The 21,365-nt window shown below is 65.0% G+C and carries 20 protein-coding genes; 12 read left to right on the forward strand and 8 right to left on the reverse strand.

From position 1 onward, the window contains the following. The first annotated feature begins 60 nt into the window (after window positions 1-60). Both C480_RS08535 and C480_RS08540 read left to right on the forward strand, forming a co-directional pair. Window positions 61-1,305 carry a serine hydroxymethyltransferase gene (locus C480_RS08535; protein WP_006665206.1) on the forward strand — a complete coding sequence of 415 codons (1,245 nt, stop codon included), beginning with the start codon at window positions 61-63 and terminating at the stop codon, window positions 1,303-1,305. A gap of 279 nt (window positions 1,306-1,584) precedes the next feature. Next, on the forward strand, window positions 1,585-1,935 hold the full coding sequence (locus C480_RS08540; RefSeq protein WP_006665207.1) for a nuclear transport factor 2 family protein: 351 nt from the start codon (window positions 1,585-1,587) through the stop codon (window positions 1,933-1,935). A 217-nt stretch (window positions 1,936-2,152) separates the two neighbouring features. Here C480_RS08540 and C480_RS08545 read toward each other — a convergent pair whose 3' ends face one another. The 3 genes from C480_RS08545 to C480_RS08555 form a co-directional block, all read right to left on the reverse strand. Further along, complete coding sequence (locus C480_RS08545; protein ID WP_006665208.1) at window positions 2,153-3,778, reverse strand: BCCT family transporter; 1,626 nt, start codon at window positions 3,776-3,778, stop codon at window positions 2,153-2,155. 191 nt (window positions 3,779-3,969) lie between these two features. Next, window positions 3,970-5,289 (reverse strand): threonine ammonia-lyase, encoded by a 1,320-nt coding sequence (gene ilvA, locus C480_RS08550; RefSeq protein WP_006665209.1) that lies wholly within the window; start codon window positions 5,287-5,289, stop codon window positions 3,970-3,972. 4 nt (window positions 5,290-5,293) lie between these two features. Next, window positions 5,294-7,810: a GcvT family protein gene (locus tag C480_RS08555; protein WP_006665210.1), complete on the reverse strand. Its 2,517-nt coding sequence runs from the start codon at window positions 7,808-7,810 to the stop codon at window positions 5,294-5,296. Between the two features lie 936 nt (window positions 7,811-8,746). Here C480_RS08555 and C480_RS08565 point away from each other — a divergent pair. Beyond that, on the forward strand, window positions 8,747-9,553 hold the full coding sequence (locus tag C480_RS08565) for a mechanosensitive ion channel family protein (RefSeq protein ID WP_006665212.1): 807 nt from the start codon (window positions 8,747-8,749) through the stop codon (window positions 9,551-9,553). A 15-nt stretch (window positions 9,554-9,568) separates the two neighbouring features. Here the strand turns inward: C480_RS08565 and C480_RS08570 are convergent, their stop codons facing one another. Continuing rightward, window positions 9,569-9,994: a hypothetical protein gene (locus tag C480_RS08570; RefSeq protein WP_006665213.1), complete on the reverse strand. Its 426-nt coding sequence runs from the start codon at window positions 9,992-9,994 to the stop codon at window positions 9,569-9,571. A 214-nt stretch (window positions 9,995-10,208) separates the two neighbouring features. Between C480_RS08570 and C480_RS08575 the strand changes: the two genes are divergently transcribed. Then, entirely contained in the window at window positions 10,209-10,661 is a 453-nt protein-coding gene (locus C480_RS08575; RefSeq protein WP_006665214.1) for a hypothetical protein, read from the forward strand. A 26-nt stretch (window positions 10,662-10,687) separates the two neighbouring features. On the opposite strand, the gene solA is transcribed toward C480_RS08575, so the two are convergent. Beyond that, window positions 10,688-11,842 (reverse strand): N-methyl-L-tryptophan oxidase, encoded by a 1,155-nt coding sequence (gene solA / locus C480_RS08580; RefSeq protein ID WP_006665215.1) that lies wholly within the window; start codon window positions 11,840-11,842, stop codon window positions 10,688-10,690. Between the two features lie 266 nt (window positions 11,843-12,108). Here solA and C480_RS08585 point away from each other — a divergent pair, with 266 nt between their 5' ends. Continuing rightward, a complete protein-coding gene (locus C480_RS08585; protein WP_006665216.1) occupies window positions 12,109-13,248 on the forward strand; it encodes an aromatic ring-hydroxylating oxygenase subunit alpha in 1,140 nt (379 codons plus the stop codon). A gap of 29 nt (window positions 13,249-13,277) precedes the next feature. Continuing rightward, the gene (locus C480_RS08590; protein WP_006665217.1) at window positions 13,278-13,694 is read left to right on the forward strand and encodes a hypothetical protein; all 417 of its coding nucleotides are present in this window, start codon (window positions 13,278-13,280) and stop codon (window positions 13,692-13,694) included. Window positions 13,695-13,764: 70 nt separating this feature from the next. Here the strand turns inward: C480_RS08590 and C480_RS08595 are convergent, their stop codons facing one another. Next, a complete protein-coding gene (locus tag C480_RS08595; protein WP_006665218.1) occupies window positions 13,765-14,412 on the reverse strand; it encodes a helix-turn-helix domain-containing protein in 648 nt (215 codons plus the stop codon). A 234-nt stretch (window positions 14,413-14,646) separates the two neighbouring features. On the opposite strand from C480_RS08595, the gene C480_RS08600 reads away from it, so the two are divergent. Next, complete coding sequence (locus C480_RS08600; RefSeq protein ID WP_006665219.1) at window positions 14,647-15,099, forward strand: GNAT family N-acetyltransferase; 453 nt, start codon at window positions 14,647-14,649, stop codon at window positions 15,097-15,099. Window positions 15,100-15,196: 97 nt separating this feature from the next. Further along, window positions 15,197-15,844, forward strand: a complete 648-nt coding sequence (locus C480_RS08605; RefSeq protein WP_006665220.1) for an SHOCT domain-containing protein — start codon at window positions 15,197-15,199, stop codon at window positions 15,842-15,844. Between the two features lie 60 nt (window positions 15,845-15,904). Here C480_RS08605 and C480_RS08610 read toward each other — a convergent pair whose 3' ends face one another. Continuing rightward, window positions 15,905-18,277, reverse strand: coding sequence for an ATP-dependent DNA helicase (locus tag C480_RS08610; RefSeq protein ID WP_006665221.1), 2,373 nt, complete (start codon window positions 18,275-18,277; stop codon window positions 15,905-15,907). A gap of 391 nt (window positions 18,278-18,668) precedes the next feature. Here C480_RS08610 and C480_RS08615 point away from each other — a divergent pair, with 391 nt between their 5' ends. Genes C480_RS08615 through C480_RS08625 form a run of 3 tightly spaced genes read left to right on the forward strand, consistent with a single transcriptional unit; the run spans window position 18,669 to window position 19,503 of the window. After that, window positions 18,669-18,905 (forward strand): hypothetical protein, encoded by a 237-nt coding sequence (locus C480_RS08615; protein WP_006665222.1) that lies wholly within the window; start codon window positions 18,669-18,671, stop codon window positions 18,903-18,905. Next, window positions 18,905-19,303 (forward strand): hypothetical protein, encoded by a 399-nt coding sequence (locus C480_RS08620; protein WP_006665223.1) that lies wholly within the window; start codon window positions 18,905-18,907, stop codon window positions 19,301-19,303. Before C480_RS08615 ends, C480_RS08620 begins: the two co-directional genes overlap by 1 nt. 2 nt (window positions 19,304-19,305) lie before the next feature. After that, window positions 19,306-19,503, forward strand: coding sequence for a helix-turn-helix transcriptional regulator (locus C480_RS08625; protein ID WP_006665224.1), 198 nt, complete (start codon window positions 19,306-19,308; stop codon window positions 19,501-19,503). Between the two features lie 32 nt (window positions 19,504-19,535). Here the strand turns inward: C480_RS08625 and C480_RS08630 are convergent, their stop codons facing one another. After that, window positions 19,536-20,489: a CPBP family intramembrane glutamic endopeptidase gene (locus C480_RS08630; RefSeq protein ID WP_006665225.1), complete on the reverse strand. Its 954-nt coding sequence runs from the start codon at window positions 20,487-20,489 to the stop codon at window positions 19,536-19,538. 204 nt (window positions 20,490-20,693) lie between these two features. Between C480_RS08630 and C480_RS08635 the strand changes: the two genes are divergently transcribed. Next, entirely contained in the window at window positions 20,694-21,329 is a 636-nt protein-coding gene (locus tag C480_RS08635; protein ID WP_006665226.1) for a DUF1684 domain-containing protein, read from the forward strand. Window positions 21,330-21,365: the final 36 nt, after the last annotated feature.

A 21,365-nucleotide genomic window follows, 5' to 3' on the forward strand; every position in this document is an offset into this window, starting at 1 on the left:
TTTCAACGGGTCGATCACCTGCGATCAAGCTACTTAGAACGGAGCATCGATGGCAGTGATATGTCAAGACCTATCAGAGACGTTGCGCCGACGGTCGCCGACGCCGTCGCGAACGAACGCGAGCGCCAGGAGTCGACGCTCGGGATGATCGCATCCGAGAACCACGTTTCTGAGGCCGTCCTTGCGGCCCAGGGGACGGTGCTGACGAACAAGTACGCCGAGGGCTACCCCGGCGCGCGCTACTACGGCGGCTGCGAGTTCGTCGACGAGGTCGAGCGACTGGCCGTCGAACGGGCGACCGACCTGTGGGGTGCGGATCACGTCAACGTCCAGCCCCACTCGGGCACGCAGGCGAACATGGGCGTTTATTTCGCGGCCCTCGAGCCGGGCGAGACGATCCTCTCGCTCGACCTCACCCACGGCGGGCACCTCAGTCACGGCCACCACGTCAATTTCTCCGGCCAACTCTACGATGTCTCCCAGTACGAGGTCGACCCCGAAACCGGATACATCGACTACGACGAACTCGCCGCGCTGGCCCACGACGTCGATCCCGAGCTAATCGTCAGCGGATCCTCGGCGTACCCCCGCGAGTTCGACTGGGAGCGCGTCGGCGAAATCGCTGACGAGGTCGGTGCCCACCAGCTCGCCGATATCGCGCACATCACGGGGCTCGTCGCGGCCGGCGTGCACTCGAGTCCCGTCGATCACGCGACGTTCGTCACCGGCAGCACGCACAAAACGATCCGGGCCGGCCGGGGCGGGATCATCATGTGCGACGCGGCGTACGCCGACGACGTGGACAGCGCGGTCTTTCCCGGCAGCCAAGGCGGGCCGCTCATGCACAACGTCGCCGGCAAGGCCATCGGCTTCACGGAGGCGACGACGCCGGCGTTCGAGGCGTACGCGGAACAGACCGTCGCGAACGCGACCGTTCTCGCGGATGTCCTCCGTGATCGCGGCCTGTCGCTCGTCTCCGGCGGCACGGACAAGCACCTCGTGCTCGTCGATCTGCGGGACTCACACCCCGATCTCACCGGCGACGACGCCGAGGACGCCCTCGCCGCCGTCGACATCGTCGTCAACAAGAACACCGTGCCGGGTGAGACGCGGTCACCGTTCGTCACCAGCGGGATCCGGATCGGGACGCCCGCGCTGACGACGCGCGGATTCGGCGCGGACGAACTCGAAACGGTCGCGCACCACATCGTCGACATCCTCGACGAGCCCGACGACGAGGACGTTCGAAACCGCGTTCGCGAGGACGTACAACGGCTCTGCGAGACGCACCCGATTTACGACTGATACGGATTACCGTCCCGATTTCCCGGCGCAACCGTACAACCGCACAACCCGTAGACGGGTCGCGGGTGCACCGACACTGACTGCCAGCAGTCCGTCTACCGCGGCCGCCGAACCGAACTCGTTCTGCGAGAGAGCGCCGTCGCGGCATTGGTGTTAGCGGCAACTCACCGTCCAGTTGCCGTTCAGCCGCGTTTTCCCGCAACCCGACAGAACCGTTATGATGGATCGTGTTGAATCAGTACCAATCCCGTCGAACGGATGCGGCGGGGTCTGCATTTCATGACTACGACCGAAGACGTACTGAACCACCACCTCGAAGCGTTCGAGAGCCAGGATCTCGACGCCGTCATGGAGGACTACACCGACGAATCGACCGTCGTCACGAACATGGGGACGTTTCGGGGACTCGCGGAGATCGAGGGACTGTTCGAGACATTATTCGACGAGTTCGATGCGCCGGACGCATCGATAACGATGGACGAACAACTCGTCGAAGACGAGTTCGGCTACATCACGTGGACGGCCGAGACGCCGGAAAACGACTACGAGTTCGCGACCGATACGTTCCACATTCCCGACGACGAAATCGCGTTCCAGACGTTTGCGGGGAAGATCAGCCCGAAGGAGTGACCGAGCGCCCGATCGATCCGGCGGTGTGGGTCGATCGGCTGCACTCGGCGGCGAGTGCGAGTCGCGCGGGTGCGAGTCGCGCGAGTGAACTCGAGTTCGAGTGCGGAGCGTCACAGAGTCACAGAGTCGGTTGCGATTGCGAGTCGCGTGTGAGAAGGAGTTGCGGAGTCGGGCGTGAGTCGGCTGCGGGAACCGCGTGTCCGAAGGTCGGAGCCGATCAGTCGTCGTCTTGGGCGCCGCTGCTGACGACGTCGCTGGAGCCGGGCATCTCCACGCTGTCTTCCTCGCGGAGGAACAACGCGCGTTCGGTGCCGAACGAGTACGCCATCGACGCAACGGCGAGGAGGGCGATGATCGAGAACGGCCCGCCGGTGATGATCGCGGCCGCCTGCAGCGCGTCGACGCCGCCGGTGACCATCAGCAGCGACGCGAGCGCGCCGATGAGGACGCCCCAGATGACGCGGTTGATCGTCGACGGGCGTTCGGCACCGCCGGTGGTGAGCATCCCCAGCGCCAACGTCGACGAATCGGCCGACGTGACGAGGAACGTCGTCACGAGCACGAGGAACAGGACCGTCAACAGGCCGCCGAGCGGCAGGGCTTCGAACAGCGGGTAGCCCGAGCCGGCCTCGCCGAGTTCACCGATGACGGAGAGGATGTCGGCCCGCCCGGTCTGTTGCATGAAGATTCCCGTGGCACCCATGGTGGCGAACCATGGGATCGTGACGCCGGTCGAGGCGACGACGCCGGTGACGGCGACCTGTCGAACCGTCCGGCCGCGCGAAATCCGCGCGATGAACAGGCCGACGAACGGCATCCAGGAGAACCACCACGCCCAGTAGAAGATCGTCCAGTCGCCGACCCAGCCGGCGATCGCGCCGCCGGCAGTCTCCGCGGAGCCGGTGTAGAAGCTCATCGTAACGAACTGGTTGATGTACGCCCCGAGCGCCTCGGTGCCGACTGACATGATGTACGTCGTCGGGCCGAGAACGAACGTGATGACGGTCAACAGGGCGAACAGCGCCATATTGAAGTACGAAATTCGGCGGATCCCCTTTCGGACCCCGAGTGCGACCGAGACCGTGAACGCGACGGTGAGGCCGGTAATCACGAGGACGGTTCCGGCGTCGCCGACGCTCGCCCCCGTCATCCACTCGACGCCGACGAGGAACTGATTCCCGACGAGTCCCAGCGTGGTCGCGACGCCGCCGATCGTCGCGAACACCGCGAGGATATCGATGACTTTTGCGAGCGGACCGTCGAGGTTGTCGAGTCCGACCCACGGAGCGATCACCGTCGAGATGCGCAACGGGGCATCGTAGCAGTACGCGTAGTACGCGATCGGGAGCGCCATAACCACGTAGGCCGTCCACGCGGAGATACCCCAGTGGAAGAAGGTGTACTGGACGGCACCGACGGCGGCCGCGGACGATTGCGATTCGGCACCGATTAACGGCGAAACGGTATCGTAGTGGAAGATCGCCTCGGCCGGCCCCCAGAACACGATCCCGGCGGCGATCCCCGCCGAGTACAGCATCGCGAAGTACGCGAGAAACGAGAACTCCGGTTCTTCGTCGTCGTCGCCGAGCGTAATGTTTCCCCAGGGGCCGAAGATGAGGAACGCGACGAACGCGACGAGGATGAACATCGCGATCAAGTACCACCAGCCAAGCGCCGTCCAGAGGAACTCGTTCGCGTCGTTCATGTACTCCGACGCCCGGTCCGGTCTGAGGATGAACGCGAGCACTGCGATGGCCGCAACGACGAATCCGACGCCGAAGACGACGGAATCGAGTTCATCACGGAACCTGGATAGTGGATGCTGTGAGCCTGAGTCGTTCATGGGTTGTCACCGTATCACGCCGTGTCCGCCTGTCTCCGTGCTCTCGATCGGTCGACCGTCGATCGAGCGACGCAGTCTCCGTGCTTCGCCCCATCATGTGACGGACAGTCATGGCAATAATTGGCAAATGGGGCTATCAGTGTTCATCTTAATCAACGGTGGGGCTTTTAACTGGTCGAAAAAGAGGATCGTCAGGCGTTGACGTGCGTAACTTCGTAGCCGTGATCGCGGATCGAGCGGATGATCGCTCGTGCTTGCCCTGCGCCGCTGGTCTCGACCTGGAAGTCGAGGTGGGCCTCGCCGACGTCGAGTTCGGGTGCGGATCGATCGTGGCGGACGGTCTGGATGTTGGCGTTGTGATCGGCGATGAGTCCCGAGATTTCCTCCATCTTGCCGGACCGGTCGTCGATACGAACGCGCAATCGAAGCAGTTGTTCGCGATCGCTCAGCGCGTGGACGAGGACCGTCTGGAGCATCGTCATGTCGAGATTGCCGCCGCCGAGCAGCGCCACGACCGTCTCGCCTTCGACGTCGAGTTCATCGCTGATGATCGCAGCGACCGCGGCCGCGCCAGCGCCTTCGACGACCTGTTTCGCTCGCTCTAACAACAGCAAGATCGCGCGAGCGATTTCGCCGTCCGTGACCGTTACGACCTCGTCGACGTGGTCCTCGATGAGCGAGAGCGTCAGGTCCGACACGCCGCCGGTGGCGATACCATCGGCGATGGTGTCGACCGACTCGAGCGCGATCGGGGCCCCCTTTTGCAGGCTGTCAGGAACGGTGGCAGCACCCGTCGCCTGCACGCCGACGACGCGCGTCTCCGGCGACAGTTCCGAGAAGGCGGTCGCAATCCCCGAGATGAGTCCCCCGCCGCCGATCGGGACGACGATCGTGTCCACGGACGGAACGTCCTCGTACATCTCGAGTCCGAGCGTTCCCTGCCCGGCGACGATCGCGGGGTCGTCGTAGGCGTGGACGAACTCGGCGTCGGTCTCGTCGACGAGGTCCCGAGCGTGAGCCATCGCGTCCTGGAAGTCGGTGCCGACGAGTTCGACGGTCGCCCCGTAGCCCCGCGTCGCGTCGACCTTGGCCTGGGGGGCGGTTCGCGGCATGACGATGGTCGAGTCGACGCCCAGTTTCGTCGCGGCGAGGGCGACGCCTTGCGCGTGATTGCCGGCGCTCGCGGCGACGACTCGGTCCGTCTTCGTTTTCGTTTTCGTTTCCGTCTCCGTTTCTGTTTCCGTCTCCGTTGCCGTTGCCGTTTCTACCCCCGTTCCCGACGCCGACTCACCGTCAGCGACGAACTGGGCGATCTTGTTGTACGCGCCGCGGGTCTTGAACGAGCCCGTCCACTGCAGGTGCTCCATCTTGAGGAAGACCTCGGCACCGGTTAGCTCGTCGAGGGACGTGCTTCGCTCGACCGGCGTGTGTTTGACGACCGAGTCGTCGTCGAGTCGGTCGCGGGCGGCCTCGATATCGTCGACGGTGACGGATTCGAAATCGTGAGTCATCGTATCAGCGCAACAGTTTCTTTCGGTCGGGGTCGAATAATGGTTCGTCTCGTACCGTCGCGGGATGGCGCTCGTTCTCGTACCCGATCTCGACCTCGCGGCCCGCCTCGGCCGCGGCAGCCGGCAGGACGGCGTAGGCGATCCCCGCGTCGATCGTGTAGCCGTAGTCGGCCCGGACGACATCCCCGAGCACGTCGCCGCCGTCGGGATCGAACACCGGATGGCCGGCGTCGACGAGTTCGCCCGGTTCATCGAGCGTAATCGGCGCGATTTTCCGGTCGATTCCCGCGTCGCGCGACTCGAGCAGCGCCTCCTTTCCGACGAAATCCGTCTCGAGATCGACGGCGAAGCCGATGCCCGCCTCGTAGGGGTTGAACTCGGGCGTCAGGTCGGTTCCCCACAGCCGGAACCCCTTCTCCATGCTCGCCGAATCGAGGGCCGCCCACCCCATCGGAACGATGTCGTACGCCTCGCCGGCGTCTTCGATCCGCTCCCACAGCCGCGCGCCGTACTCCATCGGCGCGTAAATCTCCCAGCCCAACTCGCCCGCATAGGAGAGTCGAAGCATGGTCACTGGCAGACTCTCGAAGTACGTCTCGCGCGCCGTATAGAACGGGAACGCGTCGTTCGAGAGATCCGCCTCGACCAGCGGAGCCAACACGTTCCGCGCGTCGGGCCCGAAGACGCCGACCCCACACCGACTCGAGTCGTGCGCGGTCACCGAGACGGAACCGTCGTCGGGTGCGTGCTCGCGGATCCACCGCGAGTGCAGCGTCGCCGAGTTCCCGCCGCCCGTAAACACCATGTAGCGATCGTCCGCCAGCCGACTGACCGTCAGATCCGCGAGGACGCCGCCGTCCCTGTTGCACATCGCGGTGTAGCGCATCCGGCCCGGAGAGACATCGACATCGTTGGTCAGCAGTCCCTGGAGGAACTCGCAGGCACCCTCCCCCGTCACCTCGATCCCGGTGAACGTGGTCATATCGACCATCGCGACGCGGTCGCGGACCGCCTGGTGCTCGACGCCCTGGGCCTTCGACCAGCCGCGGTCGAGCCAGTCCGGCCTGTCCGGAACATCGTACTCCTCCAGCAGGGCCTCGTTGGACTCGTACCACTGCGGCACCTCCCAGCCGCCCGAATCGTAGAACTGTGCACCGAGTTCAGCCTGGCGCTCGTAGAACGGACTCCGGCGGAGTTCCCGCTGGTCCGCCGGCTGTTCGCGCGGATGGATCAGCTGGTAGACCTCCCGATATTGCTGTGCGCCGCGGCCTCGGGTGTACTCTCGCGAGCCGGCGTGGGGCTGGAAGCGAGAGATGTGTGCGGGCGTCGCATCGACGCGCTCGCCGTCGAGCCGCGGGACGCCGTCTTCCATCCAGTGGGCCACGATGTTCCCGGCACCCCCGGACTGTGTCACCCAGATGGCGAGCGCCCACCAGAGCCCGTCGATATCCTCGGTGGGCCCCAGGATCGGCATCCCGTCGGGCGTAAAGCAGAACATCCCGTTGATCGCCGACTCGAACTCGGCGTCCCGTAGGGACGGTACGAGTTCGGCCGCCGCATCGGCGGCCGACTGGTCATGGTCAGGATGCGTGTTCTCGACGAAGTGCTCCGCGGTGAACTCGCGCAAGGACGGGTACTCGAGGCCGAGATCCGCGAGTTTCTCGGGGCCGTAGATGTCGGCAGGGTCGACGAGCAAGGATTCGTGGTTGTACGAACCGATGCCGTAGCGCTCGCCGTGCTGGCGGAAGTACAGCGACTGGTCCTGGTGGCGAAGCAGCGGTTGTTCGATTTCCCTGTCCGCGCCCGCGAGTGCAGCGAGTTCGTCGGAGACGAGGTACTGGTGGGCGCAGGGGACCAGCGGGATATCCACGTCGACCATGTCGCCGAACAGCGGCCCCCAGATGTTCGTCGCGACGAGCACCTCGTCGGCCGCGATGCGCCCGCGATCGGTGACGACCGTCTGAATCTCGCCGCCGGCCGTTTCGAGGTCGGTTACCGTCGTCTGGCCGTAGAACTCGGCACCGGCAGCCCGGGCGCGCTCGGCCATCGCGGCGGAGGCGTCGACGGCGTGCGCTTTGCCGTCCGTCGGGACGTAGTAGCCGCCGTGGATGGTATCCGCGTCGATCTGCGGGATCCGTTCGGCGACCTCGGCGGGCGAAAGGAGTTCGCCGCCCTCGACGCCGTACGACTGCCCCCGTTCTCGCTTTCGTTGCAGGTAGTCCCAGCGGTCCTCGGTGGCTGCGACCTCGATGCCGCCGCACGTTCGAAATCCGTCGAGCGCCTCGTACAGCTCGCGCGTGTACGACGCCATCCGCGTCATCAGCTTGCAGCCGCCGGTCTGGAACACCAGTCCTGGCGCGTGTGACGTGGAACCGCCGGTCTCGAACAGCGGTCCCTGATCGAGCACGACGACGTCCTCGCGTCCGAGTTCGGTGAGATGGTAGGCGGCACTACAGCCCACGCAGCCGGCACCGACGACGACGGTTCCCGCGCTGTCGGGTATCGTGTTCCCTGTACTCATATGACATGGAACGTGCCATGCGATCGACTATAGCTACCCGGGTGGATAATCTGGGGCGTATAACTGCCGTCGGGTGAGCGCGACGATTTCAGCGGCGAAACGAACCGAACGGCGCGGGCGTCGCGGCTATTCGTGCTGGCGGATTCCACAGCACCGTCGTCCATCGAAGGATGCTACACGAACCGCCGGTCGCTCCGACTCATACGGTCTACTGTAACTATTTACCGGCGCAACCGCGCCCGTCCTGCGGTTGCGCCGGAAATGACTTACAGCAGTCCGTATCACGCACCCAGACGGATCCGTTTCGGTTGCACTGGTCTCACTGGTACCGGTCGCGCTGGTGCCGCGTTCCGCTCTGTGAAGATTCATTCGGAGCGGTGATGGTAATACCGTATTACCGACGCTTACGGCATCGCGGTGATCTCGCGCTGCATTCGGAAGCCGACCGTCACACCACTCGGAGCCGACAGACGAGTTCCCGTACCCGATCGTAGAGACGCCCGCGAGAGCAAACGAACTCGCGCCGACGCGAGCCGGCGAGTCGCCGTCGCTCGAGGAGGACCGAGAACGGAACGCCTCATCGAGTCGCGTTCCGAATCGTATTCGGATCCGGATACTGAGCGAAAACTGAAACGTCCACCGAATCGGCGTCGGATCACGACGCCGACCGCAAGCCGATCGTCGACAGCGTCGGTGCCGATCGCGATCCAACCAACTGTTATCGGCGCCACGTCCCACGATTTCGGCGCTGCTCGTGGTCGGTCGCGCGTCAACAAAACGCCCCGTTCGGCATCGCTCCGAGACGATCCATATGTCGTATAATTCGCCGTAACAGATGCTTCACCCGTCGTATCGGTCGTGCTAGTGAACGGATTTTTACAGACTCTCGAATAGTTGGATAATTACAAAGAGTGGCGGAGCGCAAGCGCGACACGTATGGTACAACTCCAACCCGCCCAACAGGTACAGGTACCGGAGTGGTTGCAGGATCCGGTCGCGGAACTGGTCGTGTTCCTCCCCCGACTGATCGGCGCGCTGGTCATCCTCCTCATCGGCTGGGTCGTCGGTCGTTTCGCCGCACGGGTCGTCCGACGAATCGCCGACGGCATTGAACTCGACCGGATGGTCCTCGAGACGCCGCTCGGGCGAATACTCGGGGGGACTGAACGGGCCGTCTCCAGGGCATTCGGCAAGCTTGGAAAGTGGTTCGTCTACGCGCTTGCCATCCTCGCGGCCGCGAACGCGCTCGCGATCCCGACCCTCTCGGAGTGGATCGCGACGGCGGTCTCGTACTTGCCGGCATTCATCGCGGGCCTGCTCGTCATCGTCTTCGGGTTCGTGGTCGCCGACTTCATCGGCGACGTCATCGAACGAACGCGAGCGGCAGCGGAGACGGCGTACGCGAGCTGGTTCGCGAACGGCGCTCGCATGTTCCTCTACTTTACGGCGATCGTCATCGGTCTCGACACGATGGGGATCGATGTCGGCATCCTGTACGTCTTCGCTCGAGCGCTCGCGTGGGGACTGGCGGCCGCCGTGGCCATCGGTGCCGGCGTCGCGTTCGGCTGGGGCGGTAAGGACTACGTCGCTGAAAACATCGACCGCTGGATGGGACGGACGAGTTCGGTCACGCCGACCGAGAGCGATACCAGTAGCGAGCGTCCCCGCGGCAGCGAGTCACGCGGTAGCGACCGAGAACCAGGAACCGAGCCGGGCCCCGGACGGGGCGCGGAAGACGACTGAGTCGCCGCAGTCGCCTCAGTCGGTCGGCGGAGCCACGTTCTCCGTCGTCCGGTCGGCCTTGGCTTTGGCCTTGGTGCGCGGAAAGAGCGGCTTGACGGGCACGACGACGTAGGACGTGACGAGACGGCCGTCGATCGATCGCCACTTCTCGAGCTGTGCGAGCCGGTGTGTCCCGGCATAGGCGTCCTCGATTCGCTCGAGGATCGCCTCGAACGCGTCCACGTCGAACGTCTCGGCGGAGACGCGGTCCGTGGCGACCGCGATGCCCTGCGACCGAGCGTAGATGTCGAGTCGGCCCTCGAAGGCGTGCTCCAGTTCGTCGATTCGGTCGTGGATATCGCCGACCGGCCGATCCGCCCGCGACGGGAAAGCGACGTACGCCTGGTATTGGTCGGGGCGACCCGTAACGCGGCGTTTCCAGAGGTGTCGTAGCAGCTTCATCTATCCGTGGTCGGTGTGCGGCACCCGGCGTTCGATCGCCCGGTAGCGGTTTCGTTCGGAACCCTGCCGCACCCGGTTTCACGTTCGCCTTGTCCGCACGGGTAATACGTTCTTTGTTGTGCGCCGACGGGCGTCAGCGAACTGTTTCTTCACGGTAAGCGACGGTTCGAAGTTCGCGAAACCTTTGTACGATCCGCTGTAATCGGCGGGCAGTATGCGCCCCACCCTCCCCGCATCGTCGACGCTACTCCCGGCGGTTTCGGCTGGAATCGTCGCGATCGGCGTGACGATTAATACCGGCTTTCCCGCCTCCGTCCGAACGGTGCCCGCAGTGCTCCTGATCGCCGCCGGTCTCTTCGGCGTGGCCAGATCCGTTCGCGGCAGGTCCGTCGACTCCCTTCGACTCGCCGCGAGACGGTGGTGGGTACTCGCGTTCGCCGCCTTTCTCCCGTACGGGCTCGCGACGGCACCCTCGAACGAGCAGGCCGAAGCGGTCGGCGAGGCGTTCTCCGGACCCCTTGCAACGACCGCGCTCGAGGGAATCGCCGGGGCCGCTATCCTGTGTGCGGTCGCGGTGACGGTGCTCTACTGGTTCGCGAGGTACGGCATCCACCCGGGGCGGCCGACGCCCGAAGAGCGCATTCTGGACGATCAGGGGAGCAAGTAGCGGGTCGGTGAGCGCCGTTCTCGGAACTATCCCGGCCCGTCGTCGAACCGGTCGAGTCGGAACATATCGATCGGATGGTCGGTCTCGCCGTCGACGGCGAGGTCGGCGAGAATCTCGCCGATCACGCTGGCGAACTTGAATCCGTGGCCCGAAAAGCCCGCACCGACGGCCACCTGCGGATGGTCGGGAAGGGTATCGAGAATGAAGTGTTCGTCCGGCGAGTTCGTAAACATACAGGTGGCGAGTCGCATCGTCGGACCGCCGGCCTCGGGGAAGTAGTTCGCCACGACCTCCCGGAGCAAGCGCTCGTCGTCCCGGTCAGGGTCCGTCTCGTAGGCGTCCGGATCGACCCGTTCGTCGCGGTGGTGGTACTTGCCGATCTTGAATCCCGGAACGTCGTAGATCGGCAGCCCGTAGAAGCGGCCTTCGGGGATCTGCAGGTTCCAGACCGGGAAATTATCGGGTTCGAACGTCGATGGCCGCTCGGGCTGGAACCAGCCGAGGACCTGGCGTTCGGGAACGGCGAGTCCGTCGAGTTCGTCTGCGAACTTGTAGTTCCACGCGCCGGCAGCGAGGACCAGCGCCGACGCGTCGTAGGTGCCGCGGTCGGTCTCGACGCGCACGCCGCCTGCCGGCGTCGGCTCCCAGTCGTGAACTCGTTCGCGGGCGCGGACGTCCGCCCCGGCGGCTTGTGCGGTCTCGACGTGCCCGATGATCGACTGTTCGGGGACGACGAACCCGCCGTCGGGCTGGTACAATGCCTTGTACCCCTCCGGAAGCCGATAGCCGGGAAAGCGCTCGGTAACCTCCTCGCTCGTCAGGACCTCGTGTGGAATATCGTGTTGCTCGCAGGAGCGCAGCGAGCCCTCGAAGACGACGGTGTCCTCGGGACCGGCGTCGATCGATCCCGTCCGGCGGATGATCTCGCGATCGGTCTCGGCCGCGAGTTCATCCCAGAGGTCGTACGCCCGCTCGATGAGCGGAATGTACGACGGGTGTTCGTAGTAGGCCCGGCGGATGATCCGCGTGATACCGTGTGATGACCCCATCGTGTGCGGGATATCGTATCGCTCGAGTCCCAGCACGTCGAGTCCGCGCTCGGCGAGGTGAGCGGTCGTCGCGCTGCCCATGCCGCCGACGCCGACGACCACGACGTCGTACCGGTCGTCTGGTGAGTGCATACTCTCGGTCGGTTCGAGGACTGGCACCTTGGTAGTTGGTCTGTCTCACGCCATCCCTTTTTGGCGCAACGGCGGGCGACTTCGCGCTGTGTATCCGGCCCGGAAACGGACGTATCATGCCTTCGAGACGGCGAGAGAGCGGAAATAAACGGTCCACGGTGCAGCCGTTCTCGATGGGATCGAGGCCGAATCCCCCCGCCACTTATACGTCCGAACTACCTGCGATCAACCCTTATTGAACGGTACGCCTTGGCATACCATATAGTATGACGCGGTGGAACAACGGTCTCGACGAGGTAGAGCAAGTGAGCGCCGACATCACCGACGAAACGAACGCGCTCCCGGCGCGGTACTTCACCGACCCCGCCGTCCACGAGATGGAGAAAGAGAAAGTGTTCGGGCGGTACTGGGTGTACGCCGGCCACGCGAACTGCATTCCGGAGGCGGGAGACTACTTCACCCGCACCATCGGCGACCGGGAGATTATCGTCCTCCGGAACCACGACGGCGACATACAGGCGTTCTACAACGTCTGCGCCCACCGCGGATCTGCGATCGTCGAGGAGACCCCGATGACCGATCCGGACAACGCACGACGGATCCAGTGTCCGTACCACCTCTGGACTTACGACCTCGACGGCGACCTCGCGAGCACCCCGCGGAGTTTCGAGGAGGCGCGGCTAAACCCCGACCTCGACGACGAGGACGTTCCCGACCTGGACGCCGAGGAAAACTCCCTCATGGAGGTCCACAGCGACCGTATCGGCCCGTTCGTCTTCGTCAACTTCGCCGACGACCCGATGTCGCTCGCCGAACAGGCCGGCAAACTGAAATCCGAACTCGAATCGCTCCCCCTGGCGGAGTACGAACTCGCCCAGCGAATCGTCTCGGAAGTCGAGTGCAACTGGAAGGTCTTCGGCGGCAACTACTCCGAATGCGACCACTGCCAGGCGAACCACCAGGACTGGGTCACGGACCTCGAACTCCTCGACTCCGAACTCGAGGTCAACGACTACCACTGGGTGCTCCACTACAAGCACAGGGAGGACGTCGACGACGAGATGCGCATTCACGACGAACACGAAGCGCAGTTCCACTACTTCTGGCCCAACTTCACGGTCAACATGTACGGCACCGCCGACGGCTACGGAACGTACATCATCGACCCGATCGACGAGGAGCGGTTCCAGCTCGTCGCGGACTACTACTTCAAGGACCCCGAGCTGACCGACGAAGAAGAGCAGTTCATCCGAACGAGCAGACAACTCCAGGAGGAGGACTTCGAGCTGGTCGAACGACAGCAGCGCGGTCTCACATCCGGCGCGATCGCACAGGCCCAGCTCGGCCCGAACGAACACACGGTACACAAGCTCCACCGCCTCGCTCAGACGGCGTACGAGGCCTAGGTGCCCGATATCCCTCTCCGCAACTACGTATGCCCAACCACACCCATCACACCCACCACTCGCAGCCCGCACCGTTCGTCGCCACCTGTCCCGACTGTGAGATCGAACGATCCAGCGAGTCGGCCACCGAACTCGTCGCGTTCTATCGGCGACACCACGGGCACACGGGACACGATATCGTCGTCACCCGCGCCGATCTCGAGTTCGGCGCTGCACTCGACGCTGCGGACGACGTCGCAGCGGTCGTCGACGGTCTCGACGCCCGGTACGGTGTCGACAAGCACGATAGTACCGAGAGCGGTACCGCCGGGGTGCCGATCGGTATCGTCGTCGCAGCGATGAGCGAACGGGGATTCACCGTCGGTGAAACCCTCGAGGAGATCGCCGACGTTCGGATGACCGGAGCGCTCTACGAGCCCCGCGACGATCACCTCGCGGCCTTTTGAGCGGCACCGTCCGAGTGCACTGTGTCGTCGCGACGGTGCGTTCGGTTCTCTCGTCTCTGTCCCAGTGCGATCACCGTTCCTCGTACAACGTTGCCTCGACGAGTTTGCCCATGCCGCGCCGAATGCGGCCGCCGACCGCCGTCGGCGAGATGTCGAGGCGCGTCGCGAGTTCTTCGAGCGACGTTTCGCGGGGTTCCTCGAAGTATCCCTCCTCGTAGGCGTTCACCAGGGCAGCCTGCTGTTCGTCGGTTACGTCGGTCGCCGGTCCGTCGACCCACTCGTCCTGGCGGAAGACGCGATGCAGTTCGACGGAAATGTCCTCGGCCTCGCAGAACTCCCACAGCGTTGCGAGCGCCTCCCGATCCGGCAGGTGCAGTCGAACGGTCCAGCCGCGATCGTTGCTTTCTGCGTTGAGCATGAGTCCGCCGATCCCGGCGGTTTTCGGCGAAATGAGTTTCGTTCCCTCGGCGTGTTCCAGTCGGTAGACACGCGTCGAACCAAAGTCGTCGATAAGCGTCCAGTCCGTGACCGTGTGATCGCCCTCGAGAGCCGACTCGAACGCCTCGTCCGCGCCTTCGACGAGGAAAAAGAAGAGTCCGGTTTCAGGGTCCGTCGTCGAGTGAGAGACGACCTGAATGGACACCTCGGGGCACTCGTTGATCGTCGGCGTCAGCGCAAGATTCGGATGTGCGATATCGAGTATCGCGATCAGACTCATTGGCACTCACTTCCCACTGCGGGATGAACCGGTCGCTCCCTCGCTCGTCCGCAAGCCGCCCGCGCCGCGAGCACGGATCGGTCGAAGGCGGCCGTCCCTGCGATCCACATTGGTGTGTTTTACCACACCACCATCCTTAACGATTACTACAATCATGCGCGCGAGCCCGCACGAGCGATCGAACCGATTCGAAAGCGACGCGCTGTTGATCGACGCGAACCGAAGTCCCGTCGAATGCGCGTCCACGTTCGCACCGCCGACCCCGACGACGAACTCGATGTCCGCCGGATCATCGACGCCGCCATGCTCGATCTCGGCGATATCGAAGCCCGCATCGGCAACGAAGACGTGCTCGTCGCGGGCGACCAGCGCGGCGTGACCGACGAGTTCACTGAGACGGCCGAGACGAGCGAGCGGGAACGCATCCTCGGCGTGATCGTTCTCGACCCACACACGGACGAACGCGGGGCCCACATCTCGGCCGTCGCCGTCCGCAACCGCCACCGAAACCGGGGCATCGGGCGAGAACTCGTGAGCCGTGCACTCGAGCGCCAAGGGCGGTTGACGGCGCGATTCGATGCGGACGTGCGGCCCTTTTACGGGGCGCTCGAGTTCGCGATCGAACCGGTCGACGACCGCCGGTATCGTGGTGTCGTCGCGCGGTCGGGCGACGGGATCGACGGTTGACCGACGACCGACCGACTGCTGCCAGGTTGCACCCGAGCGCAGCGCCACCGACGCGCGAACAGTTGGAATTATTATATCGGGTCGCTGTCGTAATCACATGGGTCCTCGCCGCTCCGGGTCGAGCACGAACTCGCGTCGCAGGTGGCACGCACGGATCGAACAGTACACGCCGGACGGAGCGCTCGGGCGATGGCTCCTCGGTGCTCCGCTCGGAATGACCGGGCTCTGGCTGCTCGCACTCAGCGTCTTCGAAGTTCCGCGCTGGGGGCTCACCCTCGAAGCGTTATTCTGGGGGCCGGCCCTGGTCGGGGCGGGGCTCCCGACGCTCCTCCTCGCGGTTCTCGTCCTCTGGCCGGTGTACCTCTCGCTCATCGGAAACATCTCGTCGCCGGCGGCGTACTCGGTCGCCGACACCGCAGCGTCCGCGTCGAAACCGGCCGTGAACTCGTCCGGGCCGGTGGCAACCGGGGACGACGCCGGCGAACGCACCGCCGCCAAACGCACCGCCGCCGACTCCACCCGCAGAACGGCAACACCATCGTCGCCGCCGGACGTGAACTCGCCACCGTCGACGCCCGACCCGGTCGAGGACCTCAAACGACGGTACGCGGCCGGCGAACTCGGCGAGGAGGAGTTCGAACGACGAATCGAGGCGCACTTTCAGGACGACAGCCGCGATCGAAACGCGGAGACGAACGACGAGCTATCGGCCCGCGAGTCCGAGCGACTCGGTGAGCACGACTAACGAACCACCCAAGCGCGAGCGGAAAAGCGGCGCAGGCGAGGCCAGCGCGAAGAGACACCGTCACGAGAGCCGCGACCGAAACCGGTCGAGGCCGTACTCGAGCATGTCCGGACTCACGGCCTGGAACTCGTCGTCATCCGGCAGATACGGCACCACCGAATCCCAGCTTTCGCGGGCGTAGCGCTCGTCCAGGAGCACGCGAACGCCTACATCTTCGGGCGAGCGAATTACCCGACCGATCGCCTGGCGCGCCTTCCGGACCGCCGGAATCGTCAGCGCGTACGTGAAGCCATCACCGAACTCGTCGTCGTAGGCTCGCCGCACCGCCTTCGTGCGCGGGCTCGAGGTGTTGACGATCGGAACGCCGCAGACGACGGCCGCGGAGAGGCGGTCGCCGCTGTAGTCGACCCCCTCCGTCAGCGTCCCGCGAAGGCTCGTCACCAGCACCTTCCCCTCGCCCGCGAAGAACTCGCTCTTGAGCGACTCCGTCGTCTCGTCGTCGCTCGAGGCGTCGAGCAGGACGGGCTTCGAGAGACGGCCCTCGAGAATCCCGGCGATCCACTCGGCCTCGGCGTAACTCGGCATCCCGACGAGGACGTTACCCGGCAGTCGGCCGACCCGTTCGATCGTATCCGCGTAGTGAACTCGCGTCGGATTGTCGTCCCCCGTCCGCCCTCGATTGTCGTACGTGAACTTCGGCGCGGCGACCGCGAAACTCTCGCGGTTCTCCGCGGGGAAGTGCAGCCCGTATCGGCGTTCGACGACCGGGCGATCCTCCTCGCGCGCGAGGTACTGCAGCCCCGTCACCTCGGTGAAGGCGTCCATCGGTTCCAGGGTCGCGCTCATCAAAATCCCGCCGCCGAAGGCCGCAAGCCGGTCGCCGATGGCGTCACTTGGCACGCAGTTGTGCAAGGCGAGTCGGGCCGTGTAGGCCCTGCGCCAGGAATCCGCGGGCTCCGCGTCGTTCCACGTGCGCTCGAGTTCGATCTCGCGGAAGTAGTCGGTGTGTCCGCAACGGTACCAGTCGCCGAGGACGCGCCCGACGGCGGGCGCGGCTCGGATTCGGTCTTCGTCTTCGGCCTCGTTCAGAATTCGCGCGGCGACCGCGCCGACCGCTTCGGCGCGGACCCAGTCGGCGTCGCCGTAGCCCGCGTCGCGCGCCCACTCGGAGAGTTCGTCTTCGGCGGGATCGGCGGGGTCACGAAGCGGAATTTCCTCGTCCGGAAGGTCGGTGAGATTCGACTGCCACCCCCTGTGTTTCCGGTCGAGATGGGCACGCACCCGGCGATCGAGTTCGCTCCGCAGATCCTGGATGAACTCGCGCGTGCGATTGAGTTCCTCGAAGGTAACGTCGCTGTCCTGCAGTTCGGCGCGGACGAGATCGGCGTCGGCGGTCTGGGACCCGCCCTGTGCGCGGCGGCCCTCGCGTTCGAACTCGATGGGCTGGATGACCCGCGAGAGTTCGGTTTCGGCGTCCCGGAGGGTGGCGTCGGCGACGCCGTCGCTGACGAGATCGCGCACGCGCGGTTCGAGCATGTGGGCCTCGTCGCAGACGACGAACGTGGAGTCATCGAGTAGCGCGCCGGTGAAGGAGCCGGTCGTTCGCGGGTCGAACGCGTGGTAGTAGTTGCCGATGACGACCTCGGTGTGGGCGAGCGCCGCGCCCATGATCGAGTGGGGGCAGGTGCCGTGGCGGACCGACCGGGCGACCAGGTCCTCCGGCGTGATCATTCCCGCGTCGGTGAAGTCGTAGGGAACCGCTTCGACCGCGTCGCCGTCGCTGCCTTCGTCCGGGAGGTCGTCCAAGAACCGGGCGTAGAACGGACAGAACTCGGTTTCGGCGCTCACGGGACCGCCGTCGGAGTAGGTCGGCATCTCCGGCGGGTAGGCGGCCGTCTCACCGGCGGTCTCGAGAAAGCGGCCGGTCGGCCCGGACTGGCCGCTGTCCGCGAGGCCGGTCTGTTGCTGGCGCGCGTTCGCGGTGAGCGCCGCGGCGGTCGTCTCGCCGCCCTCGCCGGTCAGGTCCCGCGTTCGGTCGCGCAGCGTTTCACAGCGGTCGTAGACGTTGCCGTCGTCGATGTCGCCCGCGCTCTCGCGATTGTACGGGCAGACGTCGGCCTTGCCGACGAGCGTGAGCCCCGAAATCGGGTTCCAGTCGTCGGGCAAGTTCTCGTTGATCGTCTCGAGGTCGGCTTCGAACTGGCGCAGTTGCTGTTTGACGCTCGTGAGAACGAAGACGCGCTCGTAATCGGTGTCGGGATCGCGAACGAGTTCGATCCCGGCGGTGAGCGCGATCATCGTCTTCCCCGTTCCGCACGCCCCCTCGATGACGGTGTAACCGCCATCCTGCCCTGCGTCGATGGCGGTCTCGATGCCGTCTACCTGCGGGTCGTAGGGATCGGCGTGGCCGAATATCGAGCGCCAGTCGGTCATGCTGGCCGAACTCGTCGTCGGGTAGCCAAAGCGTTGACGGACCGGCCGCGCGAGAACTCGTCCCGGGAGGCCGTGAGTTCGGCTGGCGGCCGGCGGCTGGCAGTTGGCAGTTGGCAGTTGGCAGTTGGCAGTTGGCAGTTGGCAGTTGGCAGTTGGCAGCCGGCGAATGGCGGGTAGTGAATGACGGATGACGGACGACAAACGAGGATGACGAACGGTAACTCGCGCGCGGAGTCACAATCACAAGAGCGGGCGGCGACATCGTGTAGCGACGGAAGCGACCGAACCGGCACGCGTGCGACGAGAGCGTCCGGGACGCGGATGTTAAGCAACCCACCCATTTTGCAAAGGTAGCTTAACATTTATGTGGTATCAGTAAGATGGTGAGAATATGGTGCAGAACCCACGGCAAGCGTACGGTGCCCTCTTCGTCGTCATCGTTGCGGCCATCAGCGGCGTTATCATCGCCGCCGGATTCGTCGCGCCCGAGTTCGTAATACGGGGAGCGACCTTCTGGCTCTTCATCGGCGCGGTCGGAGTAATGGTCGTCTGTGCGATCATCAGCTGGCTCGCGGATCTCCCGGGAATTCTGGCGCGCGAGTTCGGCTCGAACGGGGGTGACCACTGATGGGACGGTGGCTACCGGCGACGTACAACGTTCTGCTGTTTCTCGTTCCGGCACTCCTGTATCCGATTATGGGGGTTTTCATCGGCGAGCCGTTTACGGAGCCGACGATCGTGGAGTTGACCGTCGTCCCGGCTGCGATCGTCCTCGGCGGGAACGTTGCCTACGCCGTCCGCACCGAGCACGGTGACTCCGGCGTCGTCGACGAGCGGGATCTGCGCAACATTCACACCGCGCTCGCGGGGGCGGGCATCGTGCTTCTCGGGTCGCTCGTCGCCGTCTACGTCGGCTACGCGACCGCGACCCGGGCCGCACCGGCCGCCGTCGACTACATCGCGTTGGCCGGGGTCGCGACGATCTTCGCCATCTTGGGCGGAACGGAACTCCAGCAACGACTGTAGACATGGAAAACAGACTGCGGGTCAAACGCGCGGAGGCGGAGATCACACAACAGGAACTCGCCGATGCGGTCGGCGTCAGCCGCCAGACGATCTACGCGATAGAGAAGTCGAAGTACGATCCCTCGCTCGAACTGGCGTTCAAACTCGCCGAGTACTTCGAGTGTTCGATCGAAGAGCTGTTCGAGCCGGATTTCGAGTAACAGCCGTTCAAACCGGAAGTCGAGTTGCGCCGTTACGCGCCGTTTTCGGGCTCGGTACTGTCGGTCTCGACTCCGGAGTCGGCCGCATCCTCGCGTTCAGCCTCGCGCTCGTCGTCGAGCGCCCACTCGCGCGTCAGCGCCGGCGCGCCGCGAACGGCGATCGCAGCCGTCGCGAGGCCGAACACCACAATTCCGACCGCGCCGACGGGGTTGACCACGAGTTCGGATCCGCCCTGGGCGAAGACGATCATGGTCGTGCCGAAGGCGTTGAACGTGCCGTGGAAGATCGACGGGGCGATGACCGACTCGGCGTTGAGCGTGATGTAGGTGTAGACCGGCGACATCGCGAGGCAGGCCGCGACCATGACCCCGACGCCGACGACGGGATAGTTCGGATAGTTGTACCCTTCGAGGATCACCGGCGCGTGCCACAGGCCCCAGACCAGCCCGGTCGCGGCCGAAGCCGGCCAGAAGCCGTAGGGGGCCAGTTCCGTGAGGAAGACGCCGCGCCAGCCGAACTCTTCGCCGAACGCGAGCACCGCGTTGATCGTCACGCCGGCCACGACCGCGACGACGATCGTCACGAGGAGGTTGAGCGGCCAGTCCGGCAGCGACGGCCCGGCGGGTTGCTCCGCGTCGGTCGGCGCGAACTCGGTCCCCTCGCCCGTCAACGGGTTCGCGTCCGGGACGAACGAAACCTCGGGGAGGAGCAAGGCAATCCCGGTCCCGAGGAGGATCAGCACGAGCGGGACGGCAACGGCGATTGCGAGCCAGCGAAGCCGCCCCCAGGGCGCGCGAAGCCCGGCCTGCTCGAACGACGGCGAACCGGTCAGACACGTCACGATTCCGGCCACCATCGGCGTGAACATGTACGCCGGCGCGAAGGCGATCATGCTCACGTCCGTCACGCCGGAGATGAGAACGAACGCGCCGGCGAGCACGATCAGCGAACTCAGAAACACGACGATCGGGCGGCGGTCGGTCATCGATTCACCACCCGAAACGAGGGAGCGTCGTACTGTAACATGGCTGAATTGTACGCAATGGACGACTAAGTATCCTCCTTCTGATCCGGCGTCTGCGTCGGATCCCGAGTCCGGTTCCGAGGTGGGCCACTCCCGCACCACAAAGTGGCTCCCGACAGCCCGCAGAAACACAACACACACGAGTCGCGACACCGAACAGGCTGTATGAGCGACACCAACCGCGAGGAGAGCGATACGAAAGCCGGACCCGGTACCGACGCTGACGCTGACGCTGACATCGATATCGACCAGTGGCGCGACGAACTCGAGGCTAAACGCGCCGAGAAGGACGAGTTCTTCGACGAGCATCCGCAGTCGCCGATCCCACCCGAAGAACGCGAGGACTTCGAGGGTCTCGACTACTTCGACCCCGATCCGGACTACCGCGTCACCGCGACCGTCGAGGCCCACGACGACCCCGAGGTCGTCCTGATGGATACCACGGCGGGTCGGGAGATGCGGTACCTTCGAGCCGCTACCCTCACATTTGACCTCGACCGGGCGGATGCCGACCTCGAAGACGCGACGGCCGAACTCGCGGCGTACCAACTCGAGAGCCCCAACGAGGAGGCGTACTTCGTTCCCTTCCGCGACAAGACGACCGGCCAGCAGACCTACGACGGCGGACGCTACATGGAACTGGCAGCCGACCGAGACCTCGAAACCGGCGACGAACTCGTCGTCGACTTCAACCTCGCCTACTCGCCGTTCTGTGCGTTCAGCGAAACGTTCGACTGTCCGCTACCGCCGGAGGAGAACTGGCTCGACGTGGCGATTCCGGCGGGAGAGCGCCACAAGTAACGCTCGGTAGCCGACTGACTCGTCGTCTGTCGCGCA

The organism is Natrialba aegyptia DSM 13077 (assembly GCF_000337535.1).
Lineage (GTDB): Archaea > Halobacteriota > Halobacteria > Halobacteriales > Natrialbaceae > Natrialba > Natrialba aegyptia.